Genomic DNA, 23191 nt, shown 5'->3' with positions numbered 1-23191 from the left:
GACGCGGGCCCTTCCGCGTGCCGCCGTGGCGGTGACGGTCAGGGGTGCTCGATGCCGTCCTCCAGCTTCTGGCCCCGCAGCAGGAACCAGGCGGCGACGGCCGCCGCCAGCAGCACGGCCGACCCCACGCCCGCGGCGGACCGCAGCCCCTCGACGAAGGCCTCCTGGGCCGCGGAGACCAAGGGGGCGGCCTGGGCCGCGGGGAGGGCGGTGGCGGCTTCGACCGCTCCGCCCAGCGACTCGTGGGCGGCGGCCTCGACGTCGGCGGGGATGCCGGAGGGGGTCGCGAAGCCCCGGTAGACGCCGGTGACGATGGAGCCGAGCAGGGCGATGCCGAGGGCCGCGCCGAGTTCGTACGCCGTCTCGGAGACGGCGGACGCGGAGCCCGCCTGTTCCTGGGGGACGCTGGAGAGGATGACGTCGGCGGTGACGGTGAAGGAGAACCCGGCGCCGACGCCGACGACCAGCAGCATCGATCCGAGCAGCGGGTAGCCGGTGTGCTGGTCGAGCAGGGTCACCGTCCCCAGCGCCAGCCCGACAGCGGCGAGTCCGCCCGCGACCACCGAGCGGACGGAGAACCGGCGGGCCGCGTATCCGGCCAGCAGGCCTGCGGTCACCGCGCCGATGGCGGCGGGGAGTTCGGCGAGGCCGGCCTCCAGCGGGCCCCGGCCCTGCACCAGTTGCAGGAACTGGGAGAGGAAGAAGACCAGTCCGGACAGGCCGAGGATGGTCAGCAGGTCGGCGAGGACCGCGCCGGAGAAGCCCCGGTGGTGGAAGAGCCGCATGTCCAGCAGGGGCGCGGGCAGCCGCAGTTGCCTGCGGACGAACCAGGTGAGGGCCGCCACGCCGAGGACCGCCGCCGCACCGGCCTCCCAGCTCGTCCCGTGCGAGGCCGTCTCCTTGATGGCGTACACGACTCCGATCATCCCGACCAGCGAGAGACAGACGCTGAGCAGGTCCCAGGGGCCGGGGGCGGGGTTCTTCGACTCGGGGATCAGCTTGACGCCGACGACGACGAGCACCGCCATCACCGGCAGGTTGATCAGGAAGACCGAGCCCCACCAGAAGTGTTCCAGCAGGAACCCGCCGACGACGGGGCCGACCGCCGCGCCGGCCGAGGCCATCGCGCCCCAGATGCCGATCGCGAGGCTGCGCTCACGCGGATCGTGGAAGAGGTTGCGGATCAGGGCCAGGGTGGACGGCATCAGGGTGGCGCCCGCGACGCCGAGCAGCGCCCGCGCCACGATCATCATCTCGGGCGTGGTCGCGTAGGCGTTGAGAACGGAGACCGCGCCGAAGGCGACGGCTCCGGTCAGCAGCAGCTTCTTGCGGCCGATGCGGTCGCCGAGGCTGCCCATCGAGACGAGCATGCCGGCGATGACGAAGGAGTAGACGTCCCCGATCCACAGCAGCTGATTGCCGGTGGGCGCGAGGTCCTCGCTGAGGAACGGGGTGGCGAGCCCGAGGACGGTGGCGTCGACGGCCACCAGCAGCACGGCGAGTACGAGCACGGCGAGGGCGATCCACCGTCCCGGGCGGTGCGTGGCGTCCCTGGCGTCGGGCTGCCGGTCGGCACTGGTCATCGCTCCACGCTCCGGCGGGCTCCGCCGAGCAGCAGCTCGACGATCATGTGCTGGAAGTCCTGCGCGGCGACCCGGCCCACCTGGACGGCCCACGCACAGCTGCCGACGAGCCCGTAGACGGCCTCGGTCAGCCAGGCGGGGGTGAGGTCGATACGGAACTCGCCGCGTTCCTGGCCGCGCTGGAAGAAGGCCGAGACCCGGGCGTCGGCCCGGCTCCAGCCCTCGTTGATCTCGTCGCCCTCGAAGAGCTGGTTCTCGGTGACGAGGAAGGACAGCAGACCGGCGCTGGGCTCGACGGCGGCGATGAGGCGCCGCAGCGCCTCCTCTGAGGTGCCTTCGTCGAGCCGGGCGGCGTCGAGGGCCGCCTCGAACTCCTGGATGCCGAGATCCTCCAGTGCTTTCACCAGGGCGTCGCGCCCGGCGAAGTGGCGGTGGAGGGTGGCCCGCCCGATGCCCGCGGCCTTGGCGACCTCGTCCATGGTGGCGGTCGATTTGTGGGTCAGCAGGGCGGCCGCGCTGCGCAGCACCTGCTCACGATCCAGAGTCATGAGACGAGCATATTCCACATGAGACAGATACGTCTCATCGAGGGAACTCCGGGCCCCGGGCGGGACCGCGGGGGCCGAACGGTGCACGCCTGTCGGCGGGGGGCAATGCCGATAACGCCCGCGCCGCCCACGACCGGCTCGGCCTCGCGGTCACGCGCCACGGAGGCGCACGGCACGAGCGCATCGCGCAGCGGGAGGAGGGAGAAGAGAGGCGGTTGGAGGAGAACCCACTCCTTGCCACTCTTAACTTATAGCGCATGGGGGGCCTTGCGGCAAGGCCCCCCATGTGCCGCAGAATCGTCGGCCGAAGCCCGGGCCCACGGGTCCGGCTTCCTGGAAACATCGACGAAAGCGGGAACGAACGATGATCGACGTGATCATTGCGGGCGGTGGGCCGACCGGCTTGATGCTGGCCTGTGAACTGCGACTGGCCGGCGTGCGGACGGTCGTACTGGAGAAGCTGGCCGAGCCGACCCCGGAGTCCCGGGGGCGCGGCCTGCACGCGCGCAGCGTCGAGGTGATGGACCAGCGCGGGCTGCTGGACCGGTTCCTCGCGGTCAGCGAGAAGTTCCAGGTGGGCGGTATGTTCGGCGGCATCCCCAAGCCCTGGCCGGACCGGCTGGACACCGCGCACCCGTACGGACTGTCCACCCTTCAGCCGGTGACCGAACGGCTGCTCGGCGAGCGGGCCGTCGAACTCGGCGCCGACCTCCGGCGCGGCTGCGCCGTGGCCGGGCTGAGCCAGGACGAGGAGGGGGTGACGGTGGAGCTGGCCGACGGCACGCGTCTGCGCTCGCGCTACCTCGTCGGGTGCGACGGCGGCCGCAGCACGGTGCGCAGACTGCTCGGCGTCGCCTTTCCCGGCGAGCCCGCCACGGTCGAGACATGGCTGGGCGACCTGGAGATGGCGGAGGACCCGGCGACGGTCGCCGCCGTCGTCGAGGAGGTGCGCAGAACGCAGTTGCGGTTCGGCGCCATCCCCAACGGGGACGGGACTTTCCGCGTCATCGTGCCCGCCGTCCAGGTGTCCGCGGACCGTGCGGCCGCCGCACCGACCCTGGAGGAGTTCACGCAGCGGCTGCGGGACGTCGCGGGCACCGACTTCGGCGTCCACTCGCCCCGCTGGCTGTCCCGGTTCGGCGACGCCACCCGGCAGGCGGAGCGCTATCGGGTGGGCCGGGTGCTGCTGGCCGGCGACGCCGCGCACATCCACCCGCCGACCGGCGGGCAGGGGCTCAACCTCGGTGTGCAGGACGCGTTCAACCTGGGCTGGAAGCTGGCGGCCGCGGTCAACGGCTGGGCGCCGGAAGGGCTCCTGGACACCTACCACGCGGAAAGGCACCCGGTGGGGGCCCGTGTGCTGGACAACACGCGGGCGCAGATCACGCTGCTCGGGAGCGACCCGGGGGCGACCGCGCTGCGGGAGCTGTTCTCGAAGCTGATGGACTTCGAGGAGGTGAACCGGTACGTGACCGGCATGATCACCGCCCTCGACGTCCGTTACGACCTCGGCGAGGGCCATGAGCTGCTCGGCCGGCGCCTGCGGGACGTCCCGCTGGGGCGGGGCCGCCGCCTCTACGAGCTCATGCACGACGGTCGCGGGCTGCTGCTCGACCGGACCGGCGGGCTGTCGGCGGCGGGCTGGTCGGACCGGGTCGACCACGTGGTGGACGTCGGCGCGGAGCTGGGCGCGCCAGCCGTGCTGCTGCGGCCGGACGGCCACGTGGCGTGGGCCGGCGAGGACGGGTCCGGCCTGCTCGACGCGTTGGCGCGCTGGTTCGGCGCGCCCGTCGGCTGAGCATGCCGGCCGCCGCCCGGCCGCCGTACTCCCGGACCCTCCCCTCCCCCGGTCCCCTCGCCCTGGACCGGGACGACCCGCGCCCCAGAACGGAACCGACGCCGTGAAGCCCCTGACCTCCAGCGCCTTCGACCTCCCCGACCGTCTCTCCCCCAAGGCCGACCCGGCCCTGATCGCCGCTGACGAGCAGCACTTCGCCGCCATCGCCCAGTGCCTCGACCAGTCCATCGCCGAGCTGACGTACCGCCTGGCCGCCGAGCGCCGGGCCCCCGGCGGGGCGAGCCGACAGGCGATGGACCGGGACGCGGAGATCCACCGGCTGACCGCCCGCCTGCGCACCCTGCGCCGCTTCGGCCTGGACCTGTGCCTGGGTCGCATGGTCGGCGCGGACGGCGGTGACCCCTTGTACGTCGGACGGCTCGGACTGACCGACAGCACGGGCCGGCGGCTGCTGATCGACTGGCGTTCGCCCGCGGCGGAGCCGTTCTTCGGAGCCACCCACGCCCGCCCGATGGGGCTGGCGAGCCGCCGGAGGTACCGGTGGGCCGGCGGCCGGGTCAGCGACTACTGGGACGAGGTGTTCACCCCGGACGGGCTCACCGGGCGCGCCGCGCTCGACGACCAGTCGGCGTTCATCGCCGGCCTGGGCGAGAACCGCTCCGCGCGGATGCGCGATGTGCTCGGCACCATCCAGGCCGACCAGGACGCCGTCATCCGCGCCGGCTCGCGGGGCGCGCTCGTCGTGGACGGCGGGCCTGGCACGGGGAAGACCGTCGTGGCCCTGCACCGTTCGGCGTACCTCCTGCACGCCGACCCCCGTGTCGGCCACCGGCGGGGCGGGGTGCTGTTCGTCGGCCCGCACGAGCCCTATCTGGGATACGTCTCCGATGTCCTGCCGAGCCTCGGGGAGGAGGGCGTGCGGACCTGCACCCTGCGCGACCTCGTCGCCGAGGGGGCCGCCGCGACGGTCGAGGCCGATGCGGAGGTGGCCCGCCTGAAGGCGTCCGCGGAGCTGGTGAAAGCGGTCGAGCCGGCCGTGCGGTTCTACGAGGAGCCGCCGGCGGAGGGGCTGCTGGTGGAGACCCACTGGTCCGACGTCTGGCTGAGCCCCGCCGACTGGGCCTCGGCGTTCGAGGCCGCGGGCCCCGGGGCCCAGCACAACGAGGCACGCGACCAGGTCTGGGAGGAGCTCCTCACGATCCTGGTGGACAAGCACGACGGCGACGCCCCCCAGGAGTCGCTGCGCCGGTCGCTGCGGCACAACAGGGAGCTGTTCGCGGCCTTCGACCGCGCGTGGCCCCTGCTGGAGGCGGCCGACCTCGTCGGGGACCTCTGGTCGGTGCCCGCCTACCTGCGCAGGTGCGCGCCCTGGCTGAGCCCGGAGGAGGTCGGACGCCTCCAGCGGGCGGACGCGCACGCCTGGACGGTGTCCGACCTGCCGATCCTGGACGCGGCCCGGCAGCGGCTCGGGGACCCGGAGGCGTCACGGCGCAGACGTCGGCGGAACGCCGCCGTCGCCGCCGAGCGCGCGCACATGGCGCAGGTCATCGACAGCCTGCTCGCGGACGAGACCCTGGTCGACGCGGACGCCGACGGCGAGGGCGCGCTGGCGATGCTGCACGGCCGGGACCTCCAGGACGCCCTGGTCGACGGCGACGGCGGAGCGGACGGCGCCGAGGCCGATCTGCTCGCCGGGCCCTTCGCCCACGTCGTCGTGGACGAGGCCCAGGAGCTGTCCGACGCCCAGTGGCAGATGCTGCTGGCGCGGTGCCCGTCGAGGAGTTTCACGATCGTCGGGGACCGCGCGCAGGCCCGGCACGGGTTCCCCGAGAGCTGGCGGGAGCGGCTGGAGCGGGTCGGGTTCGACCGGATCGCGCTGGCCTCCCTGACCATCAACTACCGCACCCCGAAGGAGATCATGGCGGAGGCCGAGCCGGTCGTCCGTGCCGTGCTCCCGGACGCCAACGTCCCGACGTCCGTCCGCAGCGGCGGCGTCCCGGTCGCCCACGGCGCGGCCGACGAGCTGGAGGCGGTGCTCGGCGCCTGGCTGGCCGAGCACGACGACGGGACCGCCTGTGTGATCGGCGACCCCACGTTCCGGGCGACGCCCCGGGTGCGGTCGCTGACGCCGGAGCTGTCGAAGGGCCTGGAATTCGATCTGGTCGTCCTCGTGGACCCGGACCGGTTCGGCGAGGGCGTCGCGGGGGCGGTCGACCGCTATGTGGCGATGACCCGGGCGACCCAGCGGCTCGTCGTCCTCACGAGCACCTGAACCTGGCCGGGGCCGCCCGGACCGGTTCAGCCCCAGGGCAGGCTCGCCCGGTGGCGCCAGTAGGCCTCGGGCTCCTCGACGAGGGCGTCGAGCCGGGCCCGCTGCTCGTCGTCCAGGTCGACGACGGCGGCGTGCAGGTTACCGGCGAGCTGCTGGACCGTGGCCGCCCCGGACAGGACCACCCCGGCCCAGGGCTGGTGCAGGATCAGGGCGAGGGCGACCGCGTCGCCGCCCACGCCGGCGTCGGCGGCGATCTCCTGGACGACGGCGGGCGCCTGGTCGCCGGCCAGGCGGCCGTTGGCCAGCCCTTCCTTGACGATCACGGTGAGCCCGGCGTCGTGCGCCTCGGCGAGCGCTGCCCCGGCGGAGGTCTCCAGGGCGTTGTAGGTGGCCTGGACGGTACGGAAGAGGCGTTCGCCGTCGACCCTGACGGCGAGCGCGGCCCGGATCGCGTCGGCCTGGGCGGGCCCGCTGGTGGAGAGGCCGACGGAGACCCCGTCGGCGGCCAGGGCCGCGAGACGCCTCTGCAGCTCCTGGTCGGTGAGGGCCGGGCTGTCCGGGGTGACCGAGTGGACCTGGTAGAGGGCGAGCCGGTCGCCGAGGAGGGCCCGGGTCTCGGCGTGCTGGCGTTCGAAGGCGTCGAGGCTGTGGTCCTTGACCTCGTGGGCCTGCGCCTGGACGTTCCAGTCGGCGGTGTAGGTGTAGCCCCACTTGCTGCCGACGACCAGGTCGGTGAACGCGGGCCGGGCGTCGAGCCACTCGCCGAGGAACTCCTCGGCCCGCCCGTAGGAGCGGGCCGTGTCGACATACCGGACGCCCTGCGCGTAGGCCGCGTCCAGCAGTTCGTGGGTGCGGTCGCGCAGGGCGTCGACGCTGCGGTCGGCGGGCAGGTCCCGGTCTCGGTGGAGGTTGATGTAGCCGGGCCTCCCGACGGCGGCCAGGCCGAGACCGATGTGGGCGGTCGGGGTCGTCGCGGCGGCCAGGGCGGCGAAGGGCATCGCGGGCTCCTCTGGGTCGGGGGTCTGAAGACTCCTACCCGGGTGAACGTAGCCCGCGACACCGTTCGTACACCCGACCCGAACCGGCCCGCGCGGCGCGTCCCTCCGGCCGGCCCCCGGGCGCCCCCGGGGCGCCCGGGGGCCCGTCGACCTCTGCCCGGGGGGCGGTCGCTACTGCCGTGCCGACGCCCAGGCGTGCTGGGCGGCCAGGTCGTCCTTCACCTCGGCGAGCTGTACGGCGACGGCGGAGGGGGCCGTTCCGCCCCGGCCGCTGCGGGAGGCGAGCGCTCCTCGCACGTTCAGGACCGTGCGGACCTCCGGGGTGAGGTGCTCGGAGATCCTGGCGAACTGCTCGTCGGTGAGCTGGTCGAGCTCGATGCCGTGGCGCTCGCACTCCTTGACGCACGCGCCGGCCACCTCGTGCGCCACCCGGAACGGGACGCCCTGCCTGACCAGCCACTCCGCGATGTCGGTGGCGAGCGAGAAGCCCGCCGGGGCCAGCTCCTCCATGCGCTCACGGTTGACGGTGAGGGTGGCCATCATGCCGGTGAAGGCGGGCAGCAGGACTTCGAGCTGGTCGCAGGAGTCGAAGACGGGCTCCTTGTCCTCCTGGAGGTCGCGGTTGTACGCGAGCGGGAGCGCCTTGAGCGTGGCGAGCAGCCCGGTCAGATTGCCGATGAGGCGGCCGGACTTGCCGCGGGCCAGCTCCGCGATGTCCGGGTTCTTCTTCTGGGGCATGATCGAGGAGCCGGTGGAGAAGGCGTCGTGCAGGGTGACGAAGGAGAACTCCTTCGTGTTCCAGATGATGACCTCCTCCGCGATCCGGGAGAGGTTCACGCCGATCATCGCGGTGATGAACGCGAACTCCGCGACGAAGTCCCGCGAGGCGGTGCCGTCGATCGAGTTGGCGACCGAACCGTGCTGGAAGCCCAGGTCGGCGGCGACCGCCTCCGGGTCGAGTCCGAGCGAGGACCCGGCGAGGGCCCCGGAGCCGTACGGGGAGACGGCCGTCCGCTCGTCCCACTGGCGCAGCCGTTCGGCATCCCGGGACAGGGACTGGACGTGGGCGAGCACGTGGTGGGCGAAGAGCACGGGCTGGGCGTGCTGGAGATGGGTCCGGCCGGGCATCGCGACGTCCGGGTGGGCCTCCGCCAGGCCGACGAGCGCGCTCTGGAGGTCGGCGATCAGAGAGCCGATGATCCGGGCGTGGTCGCGCAGGTACATCCGGAAGAGCGTGGCGATCTGGTCGTTGCGCGAGCGGCCGGCCCGCAGTTTTCCGCCGAGGTCGGGGCCGAGGCGCTCCAGCAGCCCGCGCTCCAGCGCGGTGTGGACGTCCTCGTCGGCAATGGTGCCGGTGAAGGACCCGTCGGAGACGTCCGCTTCGAGCTGGTCGAGACCGGCGGTCATCCGGGCCAGCTCGTCCTGGGTGAGCAGGCCCGCCTTCGTGAGGACGCGGGCGTGGGCGCGGGAGCCGGCGATGTCGTAGGGCGCGAGCCGCCAGTCGAAGTGGACGGAGGCCGACAGCTTGGCCAGCGCCTTTGCCGGTCCGTCGGCGAATCGCGCGCCCCAGAGCCGGACGTCACCGTTGTTGCTGCTCACTGCGTGCTCCTCAAAGGCCAGGGGACGGATATGCGTCCGCCTCCCCGCCGCGGAGGACGGGGAGGCGGCTGTTCAACGAAGGGGGGTCAGGCGAGGTCGCGCTTGGCCGCGATCTTGGCCGAGAGGCCGAACAGCTCGATGAAGCCCTGCGCCTTGGACTGGTCGAAGGTGTCGCCCGAGTCGTAGGTGGCGAGGTTGAAGTCGTACAGCGACGCGTCGGACCTGCGGCCCGTGACGACGGCACGGCCGGCGTGCAGGGTCATCCGGATGTCACCGGTGACGTGCTGGTTGGCCTCGTTGATGAAGCCGTCGAGCGCGCGCTTGAGCGGGGAGAACCACAGGCCGTCGTAGACCATCTCGCCCCAGCGCTGCTCGACCTGCCGCTTGTAGCGGGCCAGTTCGCGCTCGACGGTGACGTTCTCCAGCTCCTGGTGGGCGGTGATCAGCGCGATCGCGCCGGGCGCCTCGTACACCTCGCGGGACTTGATGCCCACGAGCCGGTCCTCGACCATGTCGATCCGGCCGACGCCCTGGGCGCCGGCGCGCTCGTTGAGCTGCTGGATCGCCTGGAGGACGGTGACGGGGCGGCCGTCGATCGCGACCGGCACGCCTTCCTCGAAGGAGATGACGACCTCGTCGGCCTCGCGCGGGGCGGCCGGGTTCGAGGTGTACTCGTAGATGTCCTCGATCGGCGCGTTCCAGATGTCCTCGAGGAACCCCGTCTCGACGGCGCGCCCGAAGACGTTCTGGTCGATGGAGTACGGGGACTTCTTGGTGGTCGCGATCGGGAGGTTCTTCTCCTCGCAGAAGGCGATCGCCTTGTCCCGGGTCATCGCGTAGTCGCGGACCGGGGCGATGCACTTCAGGTCGGGTCCGAGCGCGGAGATGCCGGCCTCGAAGCGGACCTGGTCGTTGCCCTTGCCGGTGCAGCCGTGGGCGACGATCCCGGCGCCGTGCTTCTGGGCGGCGGCGACGAGGTGCTTGACGATCGTCGGCCGCGAGAGGGCCGAGACCAGCGGGTAGCGGTCCATGTAGAGGGCGTTGGCCTTGATCGCCGGGAGGCAGTACTCCTCGGCGAACTCGTCCTTGGCGTCCGCGACCTCGGCTTCGACGGCACCGCAGGCGAGCGCGCGCTTGCGGATGACGTCCAGGTCCTCGCCGCCCTGGCCGACGTCCACGGCGACGGCGATGACCTCGGCGCCCGTCTCCTCGGCGATCCAGCCGATGGCGACGGAGGTGTCCAGGCCGCCCGAGTAGGCGAGTACGACGCGCTCGGTCACGGGTTTCTCCTTACGGTGCAATCACTGATGGGTATAACTATGCAGTCCTCTGTATGGTTTGTCAAAGGGGCGGGTCGGAGCGGGGAAGCGGTCGCCGCCCGCACCTGCCGCAGGGGGCCGCTGGGCCGTTCGGAGCAGGCCCGGTGGGGCGCGCGGCCCGCTCGCCGTACGGTCCGGAGCATGCGCAGACCACTGGCGGCCGTCGCCGCGCTCCTCGCCCTGGCCGGGTCCCTCGGGGCCGGGCGGGCCGACGCCCCTCCCCTGCCCGACCGGATGGCCGACACGGGCGGCGGCTCCCAGCTGATCACCGCGGAGGCCCCGCACACCGGCTCGACCACGGGCACGGTGACCTGGTGGGAGCGGCGCGGGGGGCGGTGGGCAGAAGCCGGATCGGCGCCCGCGCGCTTCGGGTCGGGAGGGCTGGTCGAGGGGAGCACCCGGGAGCAGGGCGCCGGCACCACGCCCACCGGCCTGTACGACCTTCCGTACGCCTTCGGCGTCGACAAGGCCCCGGCCGGGTCGACGTACCCCTACCGCGCGGTGGGCCCGGACTCCTGGTGGTGCCAGGACAACGCCTCGCGGGCGTACAACCGGTGGGTGGAGCCGCGGCCCGCCGACTGCCGCGCGGAGGAGGCCGAGCACCTGGTCTCCTACGGCACGCAGTACGCCCGGGCGCTGGTGATCGGCTTCAACTACGACCGCCCGGTGCGCGGCCGGGGCGCGGGGATCTTCCTGCATGTGAACGGGCGCGGGGCGACCGCCGGCTGCGTCTCCGTGCCGGCGGACGCCATGGCCGAGATCCTGGCCTGGGCGCGGCCGGCGCGCCGGCCGCACATCGCGGTCGGGACCTCGTCGGGCCCGACCGCGATCACCCGCTACTGACCGGCCGCTGGACGGGGCCGCTCAGCGGTCGTTCTGGGCGAGGCGCAGCAGATGGTCGGCGAGCGCCTGGCCGCCGTTCGGGTCGCGGCTGATGAGCATCAGCGTGTCGTCGCCCGCGATGGTGCCGAGGATGTCGTGCAGTTCGGCCTGGTCGATGGCCGAGGCGAGGAACTGGGCCGCGCCCGGCGGGGTCCGCAGCACCACGAGGTTGGCGGAGGCCTCCGCCGAGATGAGCAGTTCGGCCGAGAGCCTGCGCATCCGCTCCTCCTTCGCCGACCCGCCCAGCGGCGCCTGCGGGGTGCGGAAACCGCCCTCGCTCGGCACCGCGTAGATCAGCTCGCCGCCGGTGTTGCGGATCTTGACCGCGCCGAGCTCGTCGAGGTCGCGGGAGAGGGTCGCCTGGGTGACGCTCAACCCGTCGTCGGCGAGCAGCTTGGCGAGCTGGCTCTGCGACCGGACCGGCTGCCGGTTCAGGATGTCCACGATCCGGCGGTGGCGGGCGGTGCGGGTCTGCGGCACGGACGGTCCGCCCTGCTCGGTTTCCTGCGCCTCGGTCATCGTCGTCGCCTCATTCTCCGGAGGCTCATGCTCCGGATCGTCCGTCCCCGTGTGCCGCGTCGAGAGCGCTCGGCAGGATCTCCAGGAACGCGTCCACCTCCGCGTCTCCGATGATCAGCGGCGGCATGAGCCGTACGACATCGGGGGCGGGCGCGTTCACCAGGAGGCCGGCTCCCTGGGCCGCCTGCTGCACCTGCGGTGCGAGGGGTCCGGTGAGCACGATACCCAGCAGCAGGCCGCGGCCGCGGACGTGGGAGACCAGCGGGTGTCCCAGCGCTTCGACGCCGTCGCGGATCTTCTCCCCGAGCCGCTTGACGTGATCGAGCGCCCCGTCCGCGGCGAGGGTGCCCAGGACGGCGAGCCCGGCGGCGCAGGCGACCGGGTTGCCGCCGAACGTCGTGCCGTGGTGCCCCGGCTCCAGGAGGTCGGCCGTCGGCCCGAAGGCGATCGTCGCGCCGATCGGGAGGCCGCCGCCCAGCCCCTTGGCCAGGGTGACGATGTCCGGCTCGACTCCTTGGTGGGCCTGGTGCTCGAACCAGTGCCCGCAGCGGCCGACGCCGGTCTGCACCTCGTCCAGGACGAGCAGGGCGCCGGTCGCCCGGGTGATCTCCCGGGCGGCCTCCAGATAGCCCTTGGGCGGCACGACGACACCGTTCTCGCCCTGGATCGGCTCGATGACGACCAGCGCGGTGTCGGTGGTCACCGCGGCCCGCAGCGCCTGGGCGTCCCCGTACGCCACGTGCGTGACGTCGCCGGGCAGCGGCCGGAACGGCTCCTGCTTCCCCGGCTGACCGGTGAGGGCCAGCGCGCCCATCGTCCGGCCGTGGAACCCGCCGTCGGCAGCGACCATGTGGGTGCGCCCGGTGAGCCTGCCGATCTTGAAGGCTGCCTCGTTGGCCTCCGCGCCGGAGTTGGCGAAGAAGACCCGGCCCCGACGGCCGAAGAGCTGGAGCAGCCGCTCCGCGAGCGCGACGGGCGGCTCCGCGATGAACAGGTTCGACACGTGCCCCAGGGAGGCGATCTGCGTGGAGACGGCCTCGACGACGGCGGGGTGGGCGTGGCCGAGGGCGTTGACGGCGATCCCGCCGACGAAGTCGAGGTAGCGGGCGCCGCTCTCGTCCCAGACGTGGGCCCCTTCGCCGCGGACGAGCGGCAGCCGCGGCGTGCCGTAGTTGTCCATCAGCGCGCCCTGCCACCGTGCGGTGAGTCCGGTGCCGGTCATGAGGCCCCCTGCCCGTGTGCCGTGGGTGTTCCGTGGACGTGGACGGGGGCGTCGGGCACGACCATCGTGCCGATGCCCTCGTCGGTGAAGATCTCCAGCAGGATCGAGTGCTGGACCCGGCCGTCGATGACGCGGGCGGTCTGCACGCCGTTGCGCACGGCGTGCAGACAGCCCCGCATCTTGGGGACCATGCCGCTGGACAACTCGGGGAGCAGCTTCTCCAGCTGGCTCGCGGTGAGCCGGCTGATCACGTCGTCGCTGTGGGGCCAGTCCTCGTACAGCCCCTCGACGTCGGTGAGGACCATCAGCGTCTCGGCGTTCAGGGCGGCCGCCAGCGCGGCGGCCGCGGTGTCGGCGTTGACGTTGTAGACGTGGTGGTCGTCGTCGGAACGGGCGATGGAGGAGATGACCGGGATACGGCCGTCGTCCAGCAGTGCCTGGATGGCCCCGGTGTCGATGGCGGTGATCTCGCCGACCCGGCCGATGTCGACCGCCTCGCCGTCGATGGTGGGCCGGTGCTGCACGGCGGTGATGGTGTGGGCGTCCTCGCCGGTCATGCCGACGGCGAGCGGCCCGTGCTGGTTGAGGAGTCCCACGAGTTCACGCTGGACCTGGCCGGCGAGCACCATCCGGACGACGTCCATCGCCTCGGGGGTGGTGACCCGCAGCCCCGCCTTGAACTCGCTGACCAGACCCTGTTTGTCGAGCTGGGCGCTGATCTGCGGTCCGCCGCCGTGCACGACGACGGGCTTGAGGCCGGCGTGCCGCAGGAAGACGACGTCCTGGGCGAAGGCGGCCTTCAGCTCCTCGTCGATCATGGCGTTGCCGCCGAACTTGATGACGACGGTCCTGCCGTGGTGGCGGGTCAGCCAGGGCAGCGCCTCGATGAGGATCTGCGCCTTCGGGAGTGCGGTGTGCTTCCGCGCGGTGCTCATGAGCTGTACGCGCTGTTCTCGTGGACGTAGTCGGCGGTCAGGTCGTTGGCCCAGATGACGGCCGACTCGGCGCCGGCGGCGAGGTCGGCGGTGATCCTGACCTCCCGGTAGCGCATGTCGACGAGCTCGCGGTCCTCGCCCACGCCGCCGTCCTTGCAGACCCAGACGTCGTTGATGGCGACGCCGAGCCGGTCCGGCTCGAAGGCGGCCTTCGTGGTGCCGATCGCGGAGAGGACGCGGCCCCAGTTGGGGTCCTCGCCGTGGACGGCGCACTTGAGGAGGTTGTTGCGGGCGATGGAGCGGCCGACCTCGACGGCGTCGTCCTCGGTGGCCGCGTTGACCACCTCGATCCGGATCTCCTTGGACGCGCCCTCGGCGTCCCCGATGAGCTGCCGGGCGAGGTCGGCGCAGACGGCCCGTACGGCCTCGGCGAACTCGTCCCGCTCCGGAGTGATCCCGCTGGCGCCGGAGGCGAGCAGCAGCACGGTGTCGTTGGTGGACATGCAGCCGTCGGAGTCGATCCGGTCGAAGGTGGTGCGGGCAGCCTCGCGGAGCGCGGCGTCGAGCGCGGGGGTGGCGACGTCGGCGTCGGTGGTGAGGACGACGAGCATGGTGGCGAGGCCCGGGGCGAGCATCCCCGCGCCCTTGGCCATGCCGCCCACCGTCCATCCCTCGCCGCCCGCGACGGCGGTCTTGTGCACGGTGTCGGTGGTCTTGATGGCGATGGCGGCCTTCTCACCGCCGTGCTCGCTGAGGGCGGCGGCGGCCTGCTCGACGCCGGGGAGCAGCTTGTCCATGGGGAGCGGGATGCCGATGAGCCCGGTGGAGGCAACGGCGATCTCGCCCGCGCTGTGCCCGTCCAGCACCTCGGCGGCCTTCTCCGCGGTGGCGTGGGTGTCCTGGAAGCCCTTGGGACCGGTGCAGGCGTTCGCGCCGCCGGAGTTGAGGACGACGGCGCTGACCTCGCCGCCCTTGAGCACCTGCTCCGACCAGAGCACGGGGGCGGCCTTGACGCGGTTGGAGGTGAAGACGCCCGCGGCGGCGCGGCGCGGACCGTGGTTGACCACGAGGGCCAGGTCCGGGTTGCCGTTCTCCTTGATTCCCGCGGCGACGCCCGCCGCCGAGAACCCTTGTGCTGCCGTGACGCTCACGGTGCCACTCCGATCGTCGTGAGACCTGTGTCCTCGGGAAGCCCGAGGGCGATGTTCATGCTCTGCAGGGCCCCGCCCGCGGTGCCCTTGGCGAGATTGTCGATGGCGCAGATGACCACGATCCGTCCGGCGGCCTCGTCGTGGGCGACCTGGATCTGTACGGCGTTGGAGCCGTACACCGCGGCGGTGGCGGGCCACTGCCCCTCGGGCAGGAGGTCCACGAACGGCTCGTTAGCGAACGCCTTCCCGTACACCGCGCGCAGGCTCTCGGCACTCACGCCGGGCCTCGCCCTGGCGCTGCACGTGGCGAGGATGCCGCGCGGCATGGGGGCGAGGGTGGGCGTGAAGGAGACGGTGACCGGTTCACCGGCGGCGGCGCTGAGGTTCTGGACGATTTCGGGGGTGTGACGGTGCCCGCCGCCGACGCCGTACGGGGACATGCTGCCCATCACCTCTGAGCCCAGCAGGTGCGGCTTGGCCGCCTTGCCCGCCCCGGAGGTGCCCGACGCGGCGACGATCACGGCCTCCGGCTCGGCGAGACCGGCCGCGTACGCGGGGAAGAGCGCGAGGGAGACCGCGGTCGGGTAGCACCCGGGCACCGCGATCCGCCGCGCCCCCGCGAGCGCCGCCCGGCCGCCCGGCAGCTCGGGGAGCCCGTACGGCCAGGTCCCGGCGTGCGGGGAGCCGTAGAACGCCTCCCAGTCACCGGCGTCCCTCAGCCGGAAGTCGGCCCCCATGTCGACGACGAGGACCTCCGCGCCGAGCTGCTCGGCGACGGCTGCGGACTGCCCGTGCGGCAGCGCCAGGAAGACGACGTCGTGCCCGGCGAGGGCTCCGGCGGTGGTGGGCTCCAGCACCCGGTCGGCCAGCGGCCGCAGATGCGGCTGGAGCGGGCCGAGGGCCTGTCCGGCGTTGGAGTGGCCGGTGAGGACGCCGATCTCGACCTCGGGGTGCGCCAGCAGAAGACGGAGCAGCTCACCGCCGGCGTATCCGCTCGCCCCTGCCACCGCTGCACGTACGACCATCGGCCACCCTCCATCGTTGATGGCATGACTATACGCAACATTGCACTTTTATGCAAAGAACCCTCTCGGGGGCCACCGGGCCGGGCCCCCTGCGGGCCTCCGTGAGCTGGATCGACGACCTCGCACCGACCACTCGGTGATCGTCGCCCGATACACCCGGGCCCGGTTCCGTCGGGTCGTGGAGCTCCCGGTCCGGACGGCGACCGCGCCGGCACGGCGGCCCGGTCGGGACGGCTTCCGCGCAGATACGCGGCCGGGGAGCGGGCTCCGCCCCCGGCCACGGGTCTGCGGCCTCAGACCGTGATCGCGGCCGTGGCCCAGATGTCGCCGATGGCCTCCTCGACACGGCGGGCGTGGAAGACGGCCTCGTCCGGGTCGTCGCCGCGGTCCAGGCCCTCCTGAGCCACCTCGAGCGCCAGCTCGCGCAGGGCGTCATCGCCGGCGTCGTCGTAGTAGGCGACGAACTCCTGCGGGACGTCGGCTCCCGCCTCGCGCAGTCGGCCGGCCACGGCCGTCCCTCCGCTGAAGTAGACGACCATGTCGGTGTGCATGGCCAGGGCCGCAGCCGCCTGACAGCCGGTCAGCGCCACCCAGGACAGGGCTCCGTTGAACGCGTAGGCGCCGCGTTCGGCGGACCGGCGCGTCAGGTCGGCCTCCGTCAGTCCCAGGAGGCGGGCGACCTCGCGCAGCTTGGGCGTCGCTTCCTGGACGAGCCGGGCCAAGGTTAGCCAGAGCTCGGTGGCGCGGTCGCTGCGGAAGCGGGCGAGCAGGGTGCCGTAGGCGGCGAGTTCCGCCGCGTGGCACTGTGCTTCGATGGCGACCAGGCGCCGCAGATGGGCGGTGGGGTCCCCGCCCCGGGCCACGGTCTCCGGCAGCGGGTTGCCGACCGGGCGGAGCCCTCGGAGGCGTTCGACCTCTGCGACGGCCCGCTGGGCTTCGGTGTGGTGCGTGGTGCTCATGGGGTTCGTGGTGCTCATGGGGTTCCCTTCTGTTCGCCGTTCTTCCGGAGGCAGGGGGGTTCCGCTCAGTGGGCGGGTGTCCGCGCCTCGGGCGGGGGCAGGTAGCCGACGTCGCGGAGGTGGCGCAGGTTGAGGTCGATCAGCCGGGCGTCGACCGGCGGGCACTCCAGTCCGCTCCCGGCCGTGGCCCGCTCGGTGTTCTCCCGGTCGAACGCGGGGAAGGCGCCGGCGAAGTACATCTCCTTGACGGACATGCCGCTCCCGTGGGCGGGCTCGGTGAACAGGGGGATGTACGGGGCCATCGGGTGTTCGGGCTCCTCGGCTGTCCACCGGGCCACCGTGTCCACCCAGGTGGCGTAGGGCGCCTTCTCGATGCCGTATCCCATGGCGCGCAGCCGCTCGACGGCCAGGTCCAACCGTGCGTCGTGCGGATTGGTGATGTGGTAGACGCGGCCGTCGGGCTTCTCGTGCGTGATGATCCGGGTGATGACATCAGCGGTGTAGTCCACCGGGACGAAGTCCAACGGCAGCGGTATGTCAGGGGCGAGCCCGCTCTCGGCGATCGTGCGGAACAGCGCGCACATCATCGTGTCGGTGTTCCAGACCCCTCGTTCCGTGGTGCCGGTGATCTCGTACGGGCGGTGGACCGCCACGGGCAGGCCCCGCTCGGCCGCCTGCCCGACCAGGCGCTCGGCCACCCACTTGGTCTCCATGTATCCCAGCGAGAACCGGTCCGGGTGGTCGAGGGGGGTGTCCTCACTCACGTGCCGCACCCCGGCGGCGCCGAAACCCGCGATGACGCCGATCGTGGAGACGTGGTGGACGGTCTTGAGGCGGTGGGCGCCGGCCAGTTCCAGCACCGTGCGGGTGCCGCCGACGTTGACGGGGGCCAGCGCCCGGTACGGATAGGCGAAGTTGACGCTGGTGCCGGAGTGGACGATGAGGTCGCATGCGCGGGCCAGCGCGTCCCACTCGCCGTCGCCCAGGCCGAAGCGCGGCGCGGCCAGCTCGCCGGGCACCGGCGTGACACGGTCCTCGCACGTCGAGGGGTCCAGGCCGTAGCGGCGCATGCGGGCGGCGATCCGGCGGGCGCCCTCCGCTGTGTCCCGGGCGCGGGTGAGGCAGTAGACCCGGTCGGCCCCGGCGCGAACGAGCCGGTCGATCAGATGGACGCCGAGGAAGCCGGTGCCCCCCGTCAGCAGCACGGTGCCCGGTACCTCGGCGGCGGCCGCGGGCGAGGAGAACCGCAGGGCGGGGTCCAGACGCGCCTCGGTCGCGAAGTCGGGCCGTCCGTCCGCGCCGGCCGGCTCCGCCCCCGGGTCGGCCAGCTCCTGGGCCCGGGCGGTGAAGGCGGCGAGAGTGGTGTTGTCCAGCAGGCTGCGGATCAGCTCCGCGCTGCGCTCGGCGGGGATGTCGAAGTGCCGCCGGACGGCCGCGGCGACCTGGGTGGCCAGCAGCGAGGTCCCGCCCAGGGCGAAGAGGTCGTCGTCCCGGCCCACCGCGTCGGCGCCGAGCCGGTCGCCCCAGATCCGGGCGACGGCCTCCTCCGCGTCGCCCCTGGGGGCGTCCCCGCCGGCGCCGGCGGGCTCCCGCTCGCCGACGAGGGCCAGCAGGCGGCTCCGGTCGGCCTTGCCGCTCGTGGTCAGCGGCAGCTCCGCCGTGGCGACGATCCGGGCGGGCACCATGTAGGACGGGAGCCGGTCGCGGGCGTGTGCGTGGAGCCGGCGGACGAGGGACTCGGCGTCCACGTCCGGGGCGCAGGCCACGGCGGCCCCCAGGCGCTCGCCGCCGCCTTCCCCGAGCACGTCGACGGCTGCTTCGCGCACGTCGGTGTGGGTGCTCAGTACGCTTTCGATCTCGTCGAGCTCCACGCGGAAACCGCGCAGTTGCACCTGGCGGTCCCGTCGGCCGAGGAACTCCAGGACGCCGTCCGCGCGCCACCGTGCCATGTCGCCGGTCCGGTAGAGCCGCCCTTGTGGATCGTCGCCGAAGCGGTCGGGCGGGAAGCGTTCGGCCGTCTTCTCCGGGGCGTTGAGGTACCCCAGCGCCAGGCCGTCGCCTCCGAGCCACAGTTCGCCCTCCTCGCCCACGGCGGCCGGCCGCCCGTCGTGCCGGACGACATAGGCGGTGGTGTTGGGCAACGGGGTGCCGATGGGCACGAGTTCGGCGTGCGGGGAGAGTTCCTCGATGACGTGGCCGGTGCTGATCACGGTGTTCTCCGAGGGCCCGTACCCGTTGACCAGGAAACGGGGCCGGCCGTGGTCGAGCACCGCCCGGACGGCCGACGGGCTCAGCGTGTCCCCTCCCGCCATCAGGCACCGGAGGCCGGCGAACATGCCGGGCGCCGCCTGCGCGTGCTGGTGGAACAGCCCGGCGCTCAGCCAGGCCACCGTGATCCCCTGGTCGCGCAGGACCGCGCCCAGCGACTCCGTGTCCAGCGGGGCCTCCGGCTCCGGCAGCACCAGACAGGCGCCGTTGAGCAGGGTGCAGAAGAACTCGTAGCAGGACAGGTCGAACGTCGGGTTGGTGGTGGCCAGCAGCCGCTCGCCGGGCCCCGGGATCGACGGATGGTCGGCCGCGGCGAACCGGACCAGCCCGCGGTGGGAGCAGACCACCCCCTTGGGTGTGCCGGTCGACCCGGAGGTGTAGACGATGTAGGCGGCGTCGGTCGCCCGGCGCCCGCCCGTCCACAGGGTCTCGCGCGGCGGCAGCGGATGGGCGGCGGCCTCGTCGGGCGCGACGAGCACCGCGGTCGAGGAACCGGGCAGCGCGGTGCCCGGCGGGGCGATCACGTGGCCGGCCCCGGAGTCCTCCAGGACCGCGGCCAGACGGGCGTCCGGGTGCCCCGGGTCGAGCGGCAGGTAGACGCCCCCGGCTTCGAGGATGCCGAGTGCCGCCACGACGGCGTCCGGGGACCGCTCCAGGAGCATCGCCACGGTGTCGCCGTCGTCCACGCCCCGCGAGCGCAGATGGGCCGCCGTCCGGCGTACGCGCTCCTGGAGGCGGTGGTAGGTCCACCGTCCCCCGGGCCAGAGCAGGGCGAGGGCGTCGGGTTCGCGCTCGGCCCGTTCGGCGAAGAGGCCGGGGATGAGCGCGTCGCGCGGGTAGTCGGCAGCCGTGGCGTTCCATCGCCGGACCTGCTCCGGAACGGGGTGGTCGTGGGGGCCGGTGCGAGTCATGGGAGACCTTTCTGTGATCGGGGATGACGGTCGCGTGGTGGGGGCACGTCGTCGCCGCAGCACGGGCGGGGCCGGCACGGCGGCAGGGCCGGAGACACGGTCAGCCGGTGAGGAGGACTTTGCCGGTGCTGCGCGGCCGCACCGCGTGGTCCAAGGCCTTGGCGTGGTCGCCGAGGGCGTAGCGGGCGGCCACCTCGAAGCCCGGGAGCCCGGCCGCCACCGCGGTGTCGACCTCGTCCGTCAGGCGCCGCAGGCCCGCCGCCCCCTGCCGCCGCAGCTGCTCCAGCCGCTCCGGCAGCCAGAACCCGGACACGCGCACCCGGCGGAAGAGCAGCGTCTCGGGCGGCACGGGCAGCGGCCGGCCGGAGAGCAGGCCGTAGGAGACGAACTGTCCGCCGGGGCGCACGCAGCGCAGCGCGGCGCCGCCCGCGGTCCCGCCGACGGCGTCCAGCGCGGCGTCCACCCCGCGGCCGTCGGTGGCTTCCCGGACGCGTTCGGCCAGGTCGGCATGGGTCCGGGCCAGCAGCGGGACCGCGCCGCCGCGCTCCAGCGCCGGGAGTTGCCCGGCCCGCCGGACGGCGGCGAGGCAGCGCACCCCGCGTCGGTGGGCGAGCCAGGCGACCATGCGGCTGACGGCGGACGCGCCCGCGGTCAGCAGCACGGTGCCGCCGTCCCGGAGGCCGAGGTCGTCCAGCAGGAGCTGGGCGGTGAACGGGTTGACGGTCAGCTGGCAGGCGGTGTCCGCAGGTGTGCGCTCGGCCACCGGCAGCACGGCCGTGGCCGGGGCGCAGACGTACTCCTGCCAGGTGCCGTCGGCGGCGACGGCCACCCGGGCGCCGGGCGGCGGGCCGGCCGTGCCCGGCCCCAGGGCGTCGACCACACCGGCGCCCTCGAAGCCGGCGACACTGACCGCGGCGCCGCCGGCCGGCGCGGCCGGGCGGGTGGTGAAGCGGGCCCGACGCCCGTACCGGCCCTTGATGAACAGCAGGTCCGATGGGTTGACCGGACGGGACGTCACCCGCACGCGCACCTCTCCGGGGCCGGGCTCCGGCACCGCCATCTCGGCCTGCCGGAGCACTCGCTCGGGTTCACCGTGCCGTGCGAAGACCAGCGCCTTCACCGCCCGCGCCCCACCGCGGGCCCGGTGGCGGCCAGCTCCGCGCCGAGGGAGGCGATCGAAGCCTTCCCGGAGTGCACGAGCTTGTTGACCAGGACGTAGGAGGCGAGGCCCGGCTTCAGCGCGGCGGCCAGGTGCCCGGCCGCGCCCGCGCCGCCCGAGGCGATCACCGGGAGGCCCGAGGCCCGGACCACGGCTTGGGTCAGGCGCAGGTCGTACCCGGCCGAGGTGCCCTCCCTGTCCACGCTGTTGGCGAGCACCGCCGCCAGGCCCAGCTCGCCGTACCGGCGCGCCAGGTCCGTGGCCTGGAGGCCGGTGCGTGTGTCACCGCCGTGGATGAGCACGCGCCACCCGCCCTGTCCGTCGGCCGCGCAGTTGAGGACGCCGAGGAGGCGGTCACCGCCGAACTCGGCCGCGGCCGAGGCGACGAGGTCGGGCTCCTCTGCCATGCTGGTGCTCACCGAGATCTTGGCCGCGCCCGCCGCGAGCAGGCCCTCGCCCGCCGCGAGCGAGGGCAGGACGCCCTGTTGGACGGAGACGACCGGCGCGAGGCCGGTCTCCACCAGTTCCCCCAGCAGGTCCGGCAGGTAGCCGGTGTCCTCCCACGCGTCGAGGACGTCGAGGAAGAGCGTCGTGGAGCCTCCGTGGGCGTAGCCGCGCGCGATCTCGACGACGTCCCCGGGGTCGGAGAGACCGGGGTGGCCGGCCGGTTCGGTGGCGCGTCCCTCACCGACGTCGATGCAGGGGATCACCGCCTCGGCGAATCGTGCTTCGAGGCCGCGGGATGCTTTGTCGTGGGTCATCGTTCAGCCGCCTTTCAGTTCGTGTCGGAGCCGCCGCAGCCGGTCGGCGCCGGGCGCCAGTCGTTCGGCCACGGCGACGGCGGAGGCCATCGCCGCCTCCTGGGTGTCGATCGGGGTGGTGCAGTGGCCCGCGAAGAAGAGCCTCTGCCGGCCGCGGCCGCGGGCCAGCCGGTTCCGGGCCCGGGTCGCTTCCGGGGTGGGCAGGGCGGACCGGTAGGCGGAACGGGCCAGTTCGTGTCGGGGCCGGTCGGCGCGGTGGGTGAGCTGGCTGACGAACAGGTCGGCGCCGAACGACGGCCCGTACCACGTGGTGGTCTCGCTCCACCCCTCGTGCAGAGCGGTATTGGTGGTGGACCATGCCGCGCGGTCGGCGGGCATGCCGAACGGGTCGCGGTGCAGCGCGTAGGTCAGGGACCGGTAAGGGACTGCCCCCAGTACGGTGCGCAGTTCCTCCGCGCCGGCCAGGGGAACGAGCACCTCGCGGGCGCGGTCCGCGGGCAGCGCCAGCACCACGGCGTCCACCGTGTGGACGCCGCCGACCGTGTCGATGAGGACGAACCCCTCCCCCTCCGCTGCGACCGCGCGCAGCGGGGCGCCCACCCGCACCAAGGCCGCCCGCAGATCCCCGGCGAGCGCGTTGACCAGCGCTCCCGCCCCGCCGCGCAGGTAGGTGACCTCCGGCGCCCGCTCCTGGCTCGGCTCCGGGCCGGCGAACGGCGCCCCCGCCGCCCGCGCCGACAGCCCGCGGGCCTCCTGGACCGTGCAGCCGTGCAGGGAGGCGGGCAGCGCGCACAGCAGGTCCGCGTGGGCGCGGTCCTGCTCCGGCCACGTCTCCGTCAGCTCGCCGAGCGTGACGTCCCAGCTCAGCTCCTCCGCCTGCCAGCGAGCCGCCTCCGTCGCGAACCGGGCCAGGGCTCTGCGCAGTGGTCCCCGCGGTGTCACCGGACGGCTGTCGAAGGAGGGCCCCGCCGGGGACACCCAGGCCGGCTCCGGCTGCCCGGCCGGTGAGAGCGTCCGGGTGGCGGGGGCGGTGACCAGGTCCTCGGCGGTGAACCCGACCTCGGTGGCGACGTGGCGCCAGACCGGGAAGGAGCCGGGCGCGGTCTCTCTGACCCCGAGGTCCACCCCGTGGGTGCGCCCGTCGCTCCGGGCGGGCACCGACTCGGCGTTGCCACCCAGCCGGGGGCGCGCCTCCAGGAGCACGACATCGTGGCAGCCGTCCAGGAGCCAGGCCAGCGTGAGCCCCGCGAGCCCGCCACCGGCGATTCCGATGCGCATCACT

Annotated in this window: 18 protein-coding genes; 3 read left to right on the top strand and 15 right to left on the bottom strand. The window is 73.6% G+C overall.

Features of this window, described 5'->3' with window-relative positions; genetic code table 11:
- Window positions 1–38 precede the first annotated feature (38 nt).
- Window positions 39–1583 (bottom strand): MFS transporter, encoded by a 1545-nt coding sequence (locus tag V9U70_RS13935; protein ID WP_336675214.1) that lies wholly within the window; start codon window positions 1581–1583, stop codon window positions 39–41.
- Window positions 1580–2131, bottom strand: coding sequence for a TetR/AcrR family transcriptional regulator (locus V9U70_RS13930; RefSeq protein ID WP_336675212.1), 552 nt, complete (start codon window positions 2129–2131; stop codon window positions 1580–1582). The genes V9U70_RS13935 and V9U70_RS13930 overlap by 4 nt, the downstream gene beginning before the upstream one ends.
- Window positions 2132–2495: 364 nt before the next feature.
- Here V9U70_RS13930 and rox point away from each other — a divergent pair, with 364 nt between their 5' ends.
- Together rox and helR are read left to right on the top strand one after the other, a co-directional pair.
- The gene (rox, locus tag V9U70_RS13925) at window positions 2496–3929 is read left to right on the top strand and encodes a rifampin monooxygenase (RefSeq protein ID WP_336675210.1); all 1434 of its coding nucleotides are present in this window, start codon (window positions 2496–2498) and stop codon (window positions 3927–3929) included.
- A gap of 103 nt (window positions 3930–4032) precedes the next feature.
- Window positions 4033–6201, top strand: coding sequence for an RNA polymerase recycling motor ATPase HelR (helR, locus tag V9U70_RS13920; RefSeq protein ID WP_336675208.1), 2169 nt, complete (start codon window positions 4033–4035; stop codon window positions 6199–6201).
- Window positions 6202–6227: 26 nt separating this feature from the next.
- On the opposite strand, the gene V9U70_RS13915 is transcribed toward helR, so the two are convergent.
- From V9U70_RS13915 to V9U70_RS13905, 3 genes are all read right to left on the bottom strand, one after another.
- Window positions 6228–7199: an aldo/keto reductase gene (locus V9U70_RS13915; protein WP_336675206.1), complete on the bottom strand. Its 972-nt coding sequence runs from the start codon at window positions 7197–7199 to the stop codon at window positions 6228–6230.
- A gap of 171 nt (window positions 7200–7370) precedes the next feature.
- On the bottom strand, window positions 7371–8798 hold the full coding sequence (argH, locus tag V9U70_RS13910) for an argininosuccinate lyase (protein WP_336675204.1): 1428 nt from the start codon (window positions 8796–8798) through the stop codon (window positions 7371–7373).
- Between the two features lie 86 nt (window positions 8799–8884).
- Window positions 8885–10078: an argininosuccinate synthase gene (locus tag V9U70_RS13905; RefSeq protein WP_336675202.1), complete on the bottom strand. Its 1194-nt coding sequence runs from the start codon at window positions 10076–10078 to the stop codon at window positions 8885–8887.
- 180 nt (window positions 10079–10258) lie between these two features.
- Between V9U70_RS13905 and V9U70_RS13900 the strand changes: the two genes are divergently transcribed.
- The gene (locus V9U70_RS13900) at window positions 10259–10960 is read left to right on the top strand and encodes a L,D-transpeptidase family protein (protein ID WP_336675200.1); all 702 of its coding nucleotides are present in this window, start codon (window positions 10259–10261) and stop codon (window positions 10958–10960) included.
- A 21-nt stretch (window positions 10961–10981) separates the two neighbouring features.
- Here V9U70_RS13900 and V9U70_RS13895 read toward each other — a convergent pair whose 3' ends face one another.
- The 10 genes from V9U70_RS13895 to V9U70_RS13850 all read right to left on the bottom strand — a co-directional run bounded on the left by V9U70_RS13895 (window position 10982) and on the right by V9U70_RS13850 (window position 23187).
- The gene (locus V9U70_RS13895) at window positions 10982–11518 is read right to left on the bottom strand and encodes an arginine repressor (protein ID WP_336675198.1); all 537 of its coding nucleotides are present in this window, start codon (window positions 11516–11518) and stop codon (window positions 10982–10984) included.
- Window positions 11519–11543: 25 nt separating this feature from the next.
- Entirely contained in the window at window positions 11544–12740 is a 1197-nt protein-coding gene (locus V9U70_RS13890) for an acetylornithine transaminase (RefSeq protein WP_336675196.1), read from the bottom strand.
- Window positions 12737–13675, bottom strand: a complete 939-nt coding sequence (argB, locus tag V9U70_RS13885) for an acetylglutamate kinase (RefSeq protein WP_336675194.1) — start codon at window positions 13673–13675, stop codon at window positions 12737–12739. The genes V9U70_RS13890 and argB overlap by 4 nt, the downstream gene beginning before the upstream one ends.
- The gene (argJ, locus tag V9U70_RS13880) at window positions 13672–14826 is read right to left on the bottom strand and encodes a bifunctional glutamate N-acetyltransferase/amino-acid acetyltransferase ArgJ (RefSeq protein ID WP_336675192.1); all 1155 of its coding nucleotides are present in this window, start codon (window positions 14824–14826) and stop codon (window positions 13672–13674) included. Before argJ ends, argB begins: the two co-directional genes overlap by 4 nt.
- A complete protein-coding gene (argC, locus tag V9U70_RS13875; protein ID WP_336675190.1) occupies window positions 14823–15851 on the bottom strand; it encodes an N-acetyl-gamma-glutamyl-phosphate reductase in 1029 nt (342 codons plus the stop codon). The genes argJ and argC overlap by 4 nt, the downstream gene beginning before the upstream one ends.
- A 293-nt stretch (window positions 15852–16144) precedes the next feature.
- Entirely contained in the window at window positions 16145–16828 is a 684-nt protein-coding gene (locus tag V9U70_RS13870; RefSeq protein WP_336675189.1) for a heme oxygenase-like domain-containing protein, read from the bottom strand.
- Window positions 16829–16875: 47 nt separating this feature from the next.
- Window positions 16876–19989: an amino acid adenylation domain-containing protein gene (locus tag V9U70_RS13865; RefSeq protein WP_336675188.1), complete on the bottom strand. Its 3114-nt coding sequence runs from the start codon at window positions 19987–19989 to the stop codon at window positions 16876–16878.
- A gap of 100 nt (window positions 19990–20089) precedes the next feature.
- On the bottom strand, window positions 20090–21049 hold the full coding sequence (locus V9U70_RS13860) for a zinc-dependent alcohol dehydrogenase family protein (RefSeq protein WP_336675445.1): 960 nt from the start codon (window positions 21047–21049) through the stop codon (window positions 20090–20092).
- 56 nt (window positions 21050–21105) lie between these two features.
- On the bottom strand, window positions 21106–21909 hold the full coding sequence (locus V9U70_RS13855) for a HisA/HisF-related TIM barrel protein (protein WP_336675186.1): 804 nt from the start codon (window positions 21907–21909) through the stop codon (window positions 21106–21108).
- A gap of 3 nt (window positions 21910–21912) precedes the next feature.
- Window positions 21913–23187 (bottom strand): FAD-dependent oxidoreductase, encoded by a 1275-nt coding sequence (locus tag V9U70_RS13850; RefSeq protein WP_336675184.1) that lies wholly within the window; start codon window positions 23185–23187, stop codon window positions 21913–21915.
- Between the last annotated feature and the right edge of the window lie 4 nt (window positions 23188–23191).

This window comes from Streptomyces pratensis (genome assembly GCF_037137275.1).
Lineage (GTDB): Bacteria > Actinomycetota > Actinomycetes > Streptomycetales > Streptomycetaceae > Streptomyces > Streptomyces pratensis_B.
This window is presented reverse-complemented; position numbering and strand designations above follow the sequence as displayed.

Excerpts from the sequence above, each read along its gene's own strand:
- V9U70_RS13930 (WP_336675212.1), bottom strand. The coding sequence starts at position 2,131 with ATGACTCTGGATCGTGAGCAGGTGCTGCGCAGCGCGGCCGCCCTGCTG.
- V9U70_RS13935 (WP_336675214.1), bottom strand. The coding sequence starts at position 1,583 with ATGACCAGTGCCGACCGGCAGCCCGACGCCAGGGACGCCACGCACCGC.
- V9U70_RS13855 (WP_336675186.1), bottom strand. The coding sequence starts at position 21,909 with ATGACCCACGACAAAGCATCCCGCGGCCTCGAAGCACGATTCGCCGAG.
- argC (WP_336675190.1), bottom strand. The coding sequence starts at position 15,851 with ATGGTCGTACGTGCAGCGGTGGCAGGGGCGAGCGGATACGCCGGCGGT.
- V9U70_RS13915 (WP_336675206.1), bottom strand. The coding sequence starts at position 7,199 with ATGCCCTTCGCCGCCCTGGCCGCCGCGACGACCCCGACCGCCCACATC.
- rox (WP_336675210.1), top strand. The coding sequence starts at position 2,496 with ATGATCGACGTGATCATTGCGGGCGGTGGGCCGACCGGCTTGATGCTG.
- V9U70_RS13890 (WP_336675196.1), bottom strand. The coding sequence starts at position 12,740 with ATGACCGGCACCGGACTCACCGCACGGTGGCAGGGCGCGCTGATGGAC.
- V9U70_RS13895 (WP_336675198.1), bottom strand. The coding sequence starts at position 11,518 with ATGACCGAGGCGCAGGAAACCGAGCAGGGCGGACCGTCCGTGCCGCAG.
- V9U70_RS13860 (WP_336675445.1), bottom strand. The coding sequence starts at position 21,049 with ATGGCGGTGCCGGAGCCCGGCCCCGGAGAGGTGCGCGTGCGGGTGACG.
- V9U70_RS13870 (WP_336675189.1), bottom strand. The coding sequence starts at position 16,828 with ATGAGCACCACGAACCCCATGAGCACCACGCACCACACCGAAGCCCAG.
- argB (WP_336675194.1), bottom strand. The coding sequence starts at position 13,675 with ATGAGCACCGCGCGGAAGCACACCGCACTCCCGAAGGCGCAGATCCTC.
- V9U70_RS13865 (WP_336675188.1), bottom strand. The coding sequence starts at position 19,989 with ATGACTCGCACCGGCCCCCACGACCACCCCGTTCCGGAGCAGGTCCGG.
- V9U70_RS13900 (WP_336675200.1), top strand. The coding sequence starts at position 10,259 with ATGCGCAGACCACTGGCGGCCGTCGCCGCGCTCCTCGCCCTGGCCGGG.
- V9U70_RS13850 (WP_336675184.1), bottom strand. The coding sequence starts at position 23,187 with ATGCGCATCGGAATCGCCGGTGGCGGGCTCGCGGGGCTCACGCTGGCC.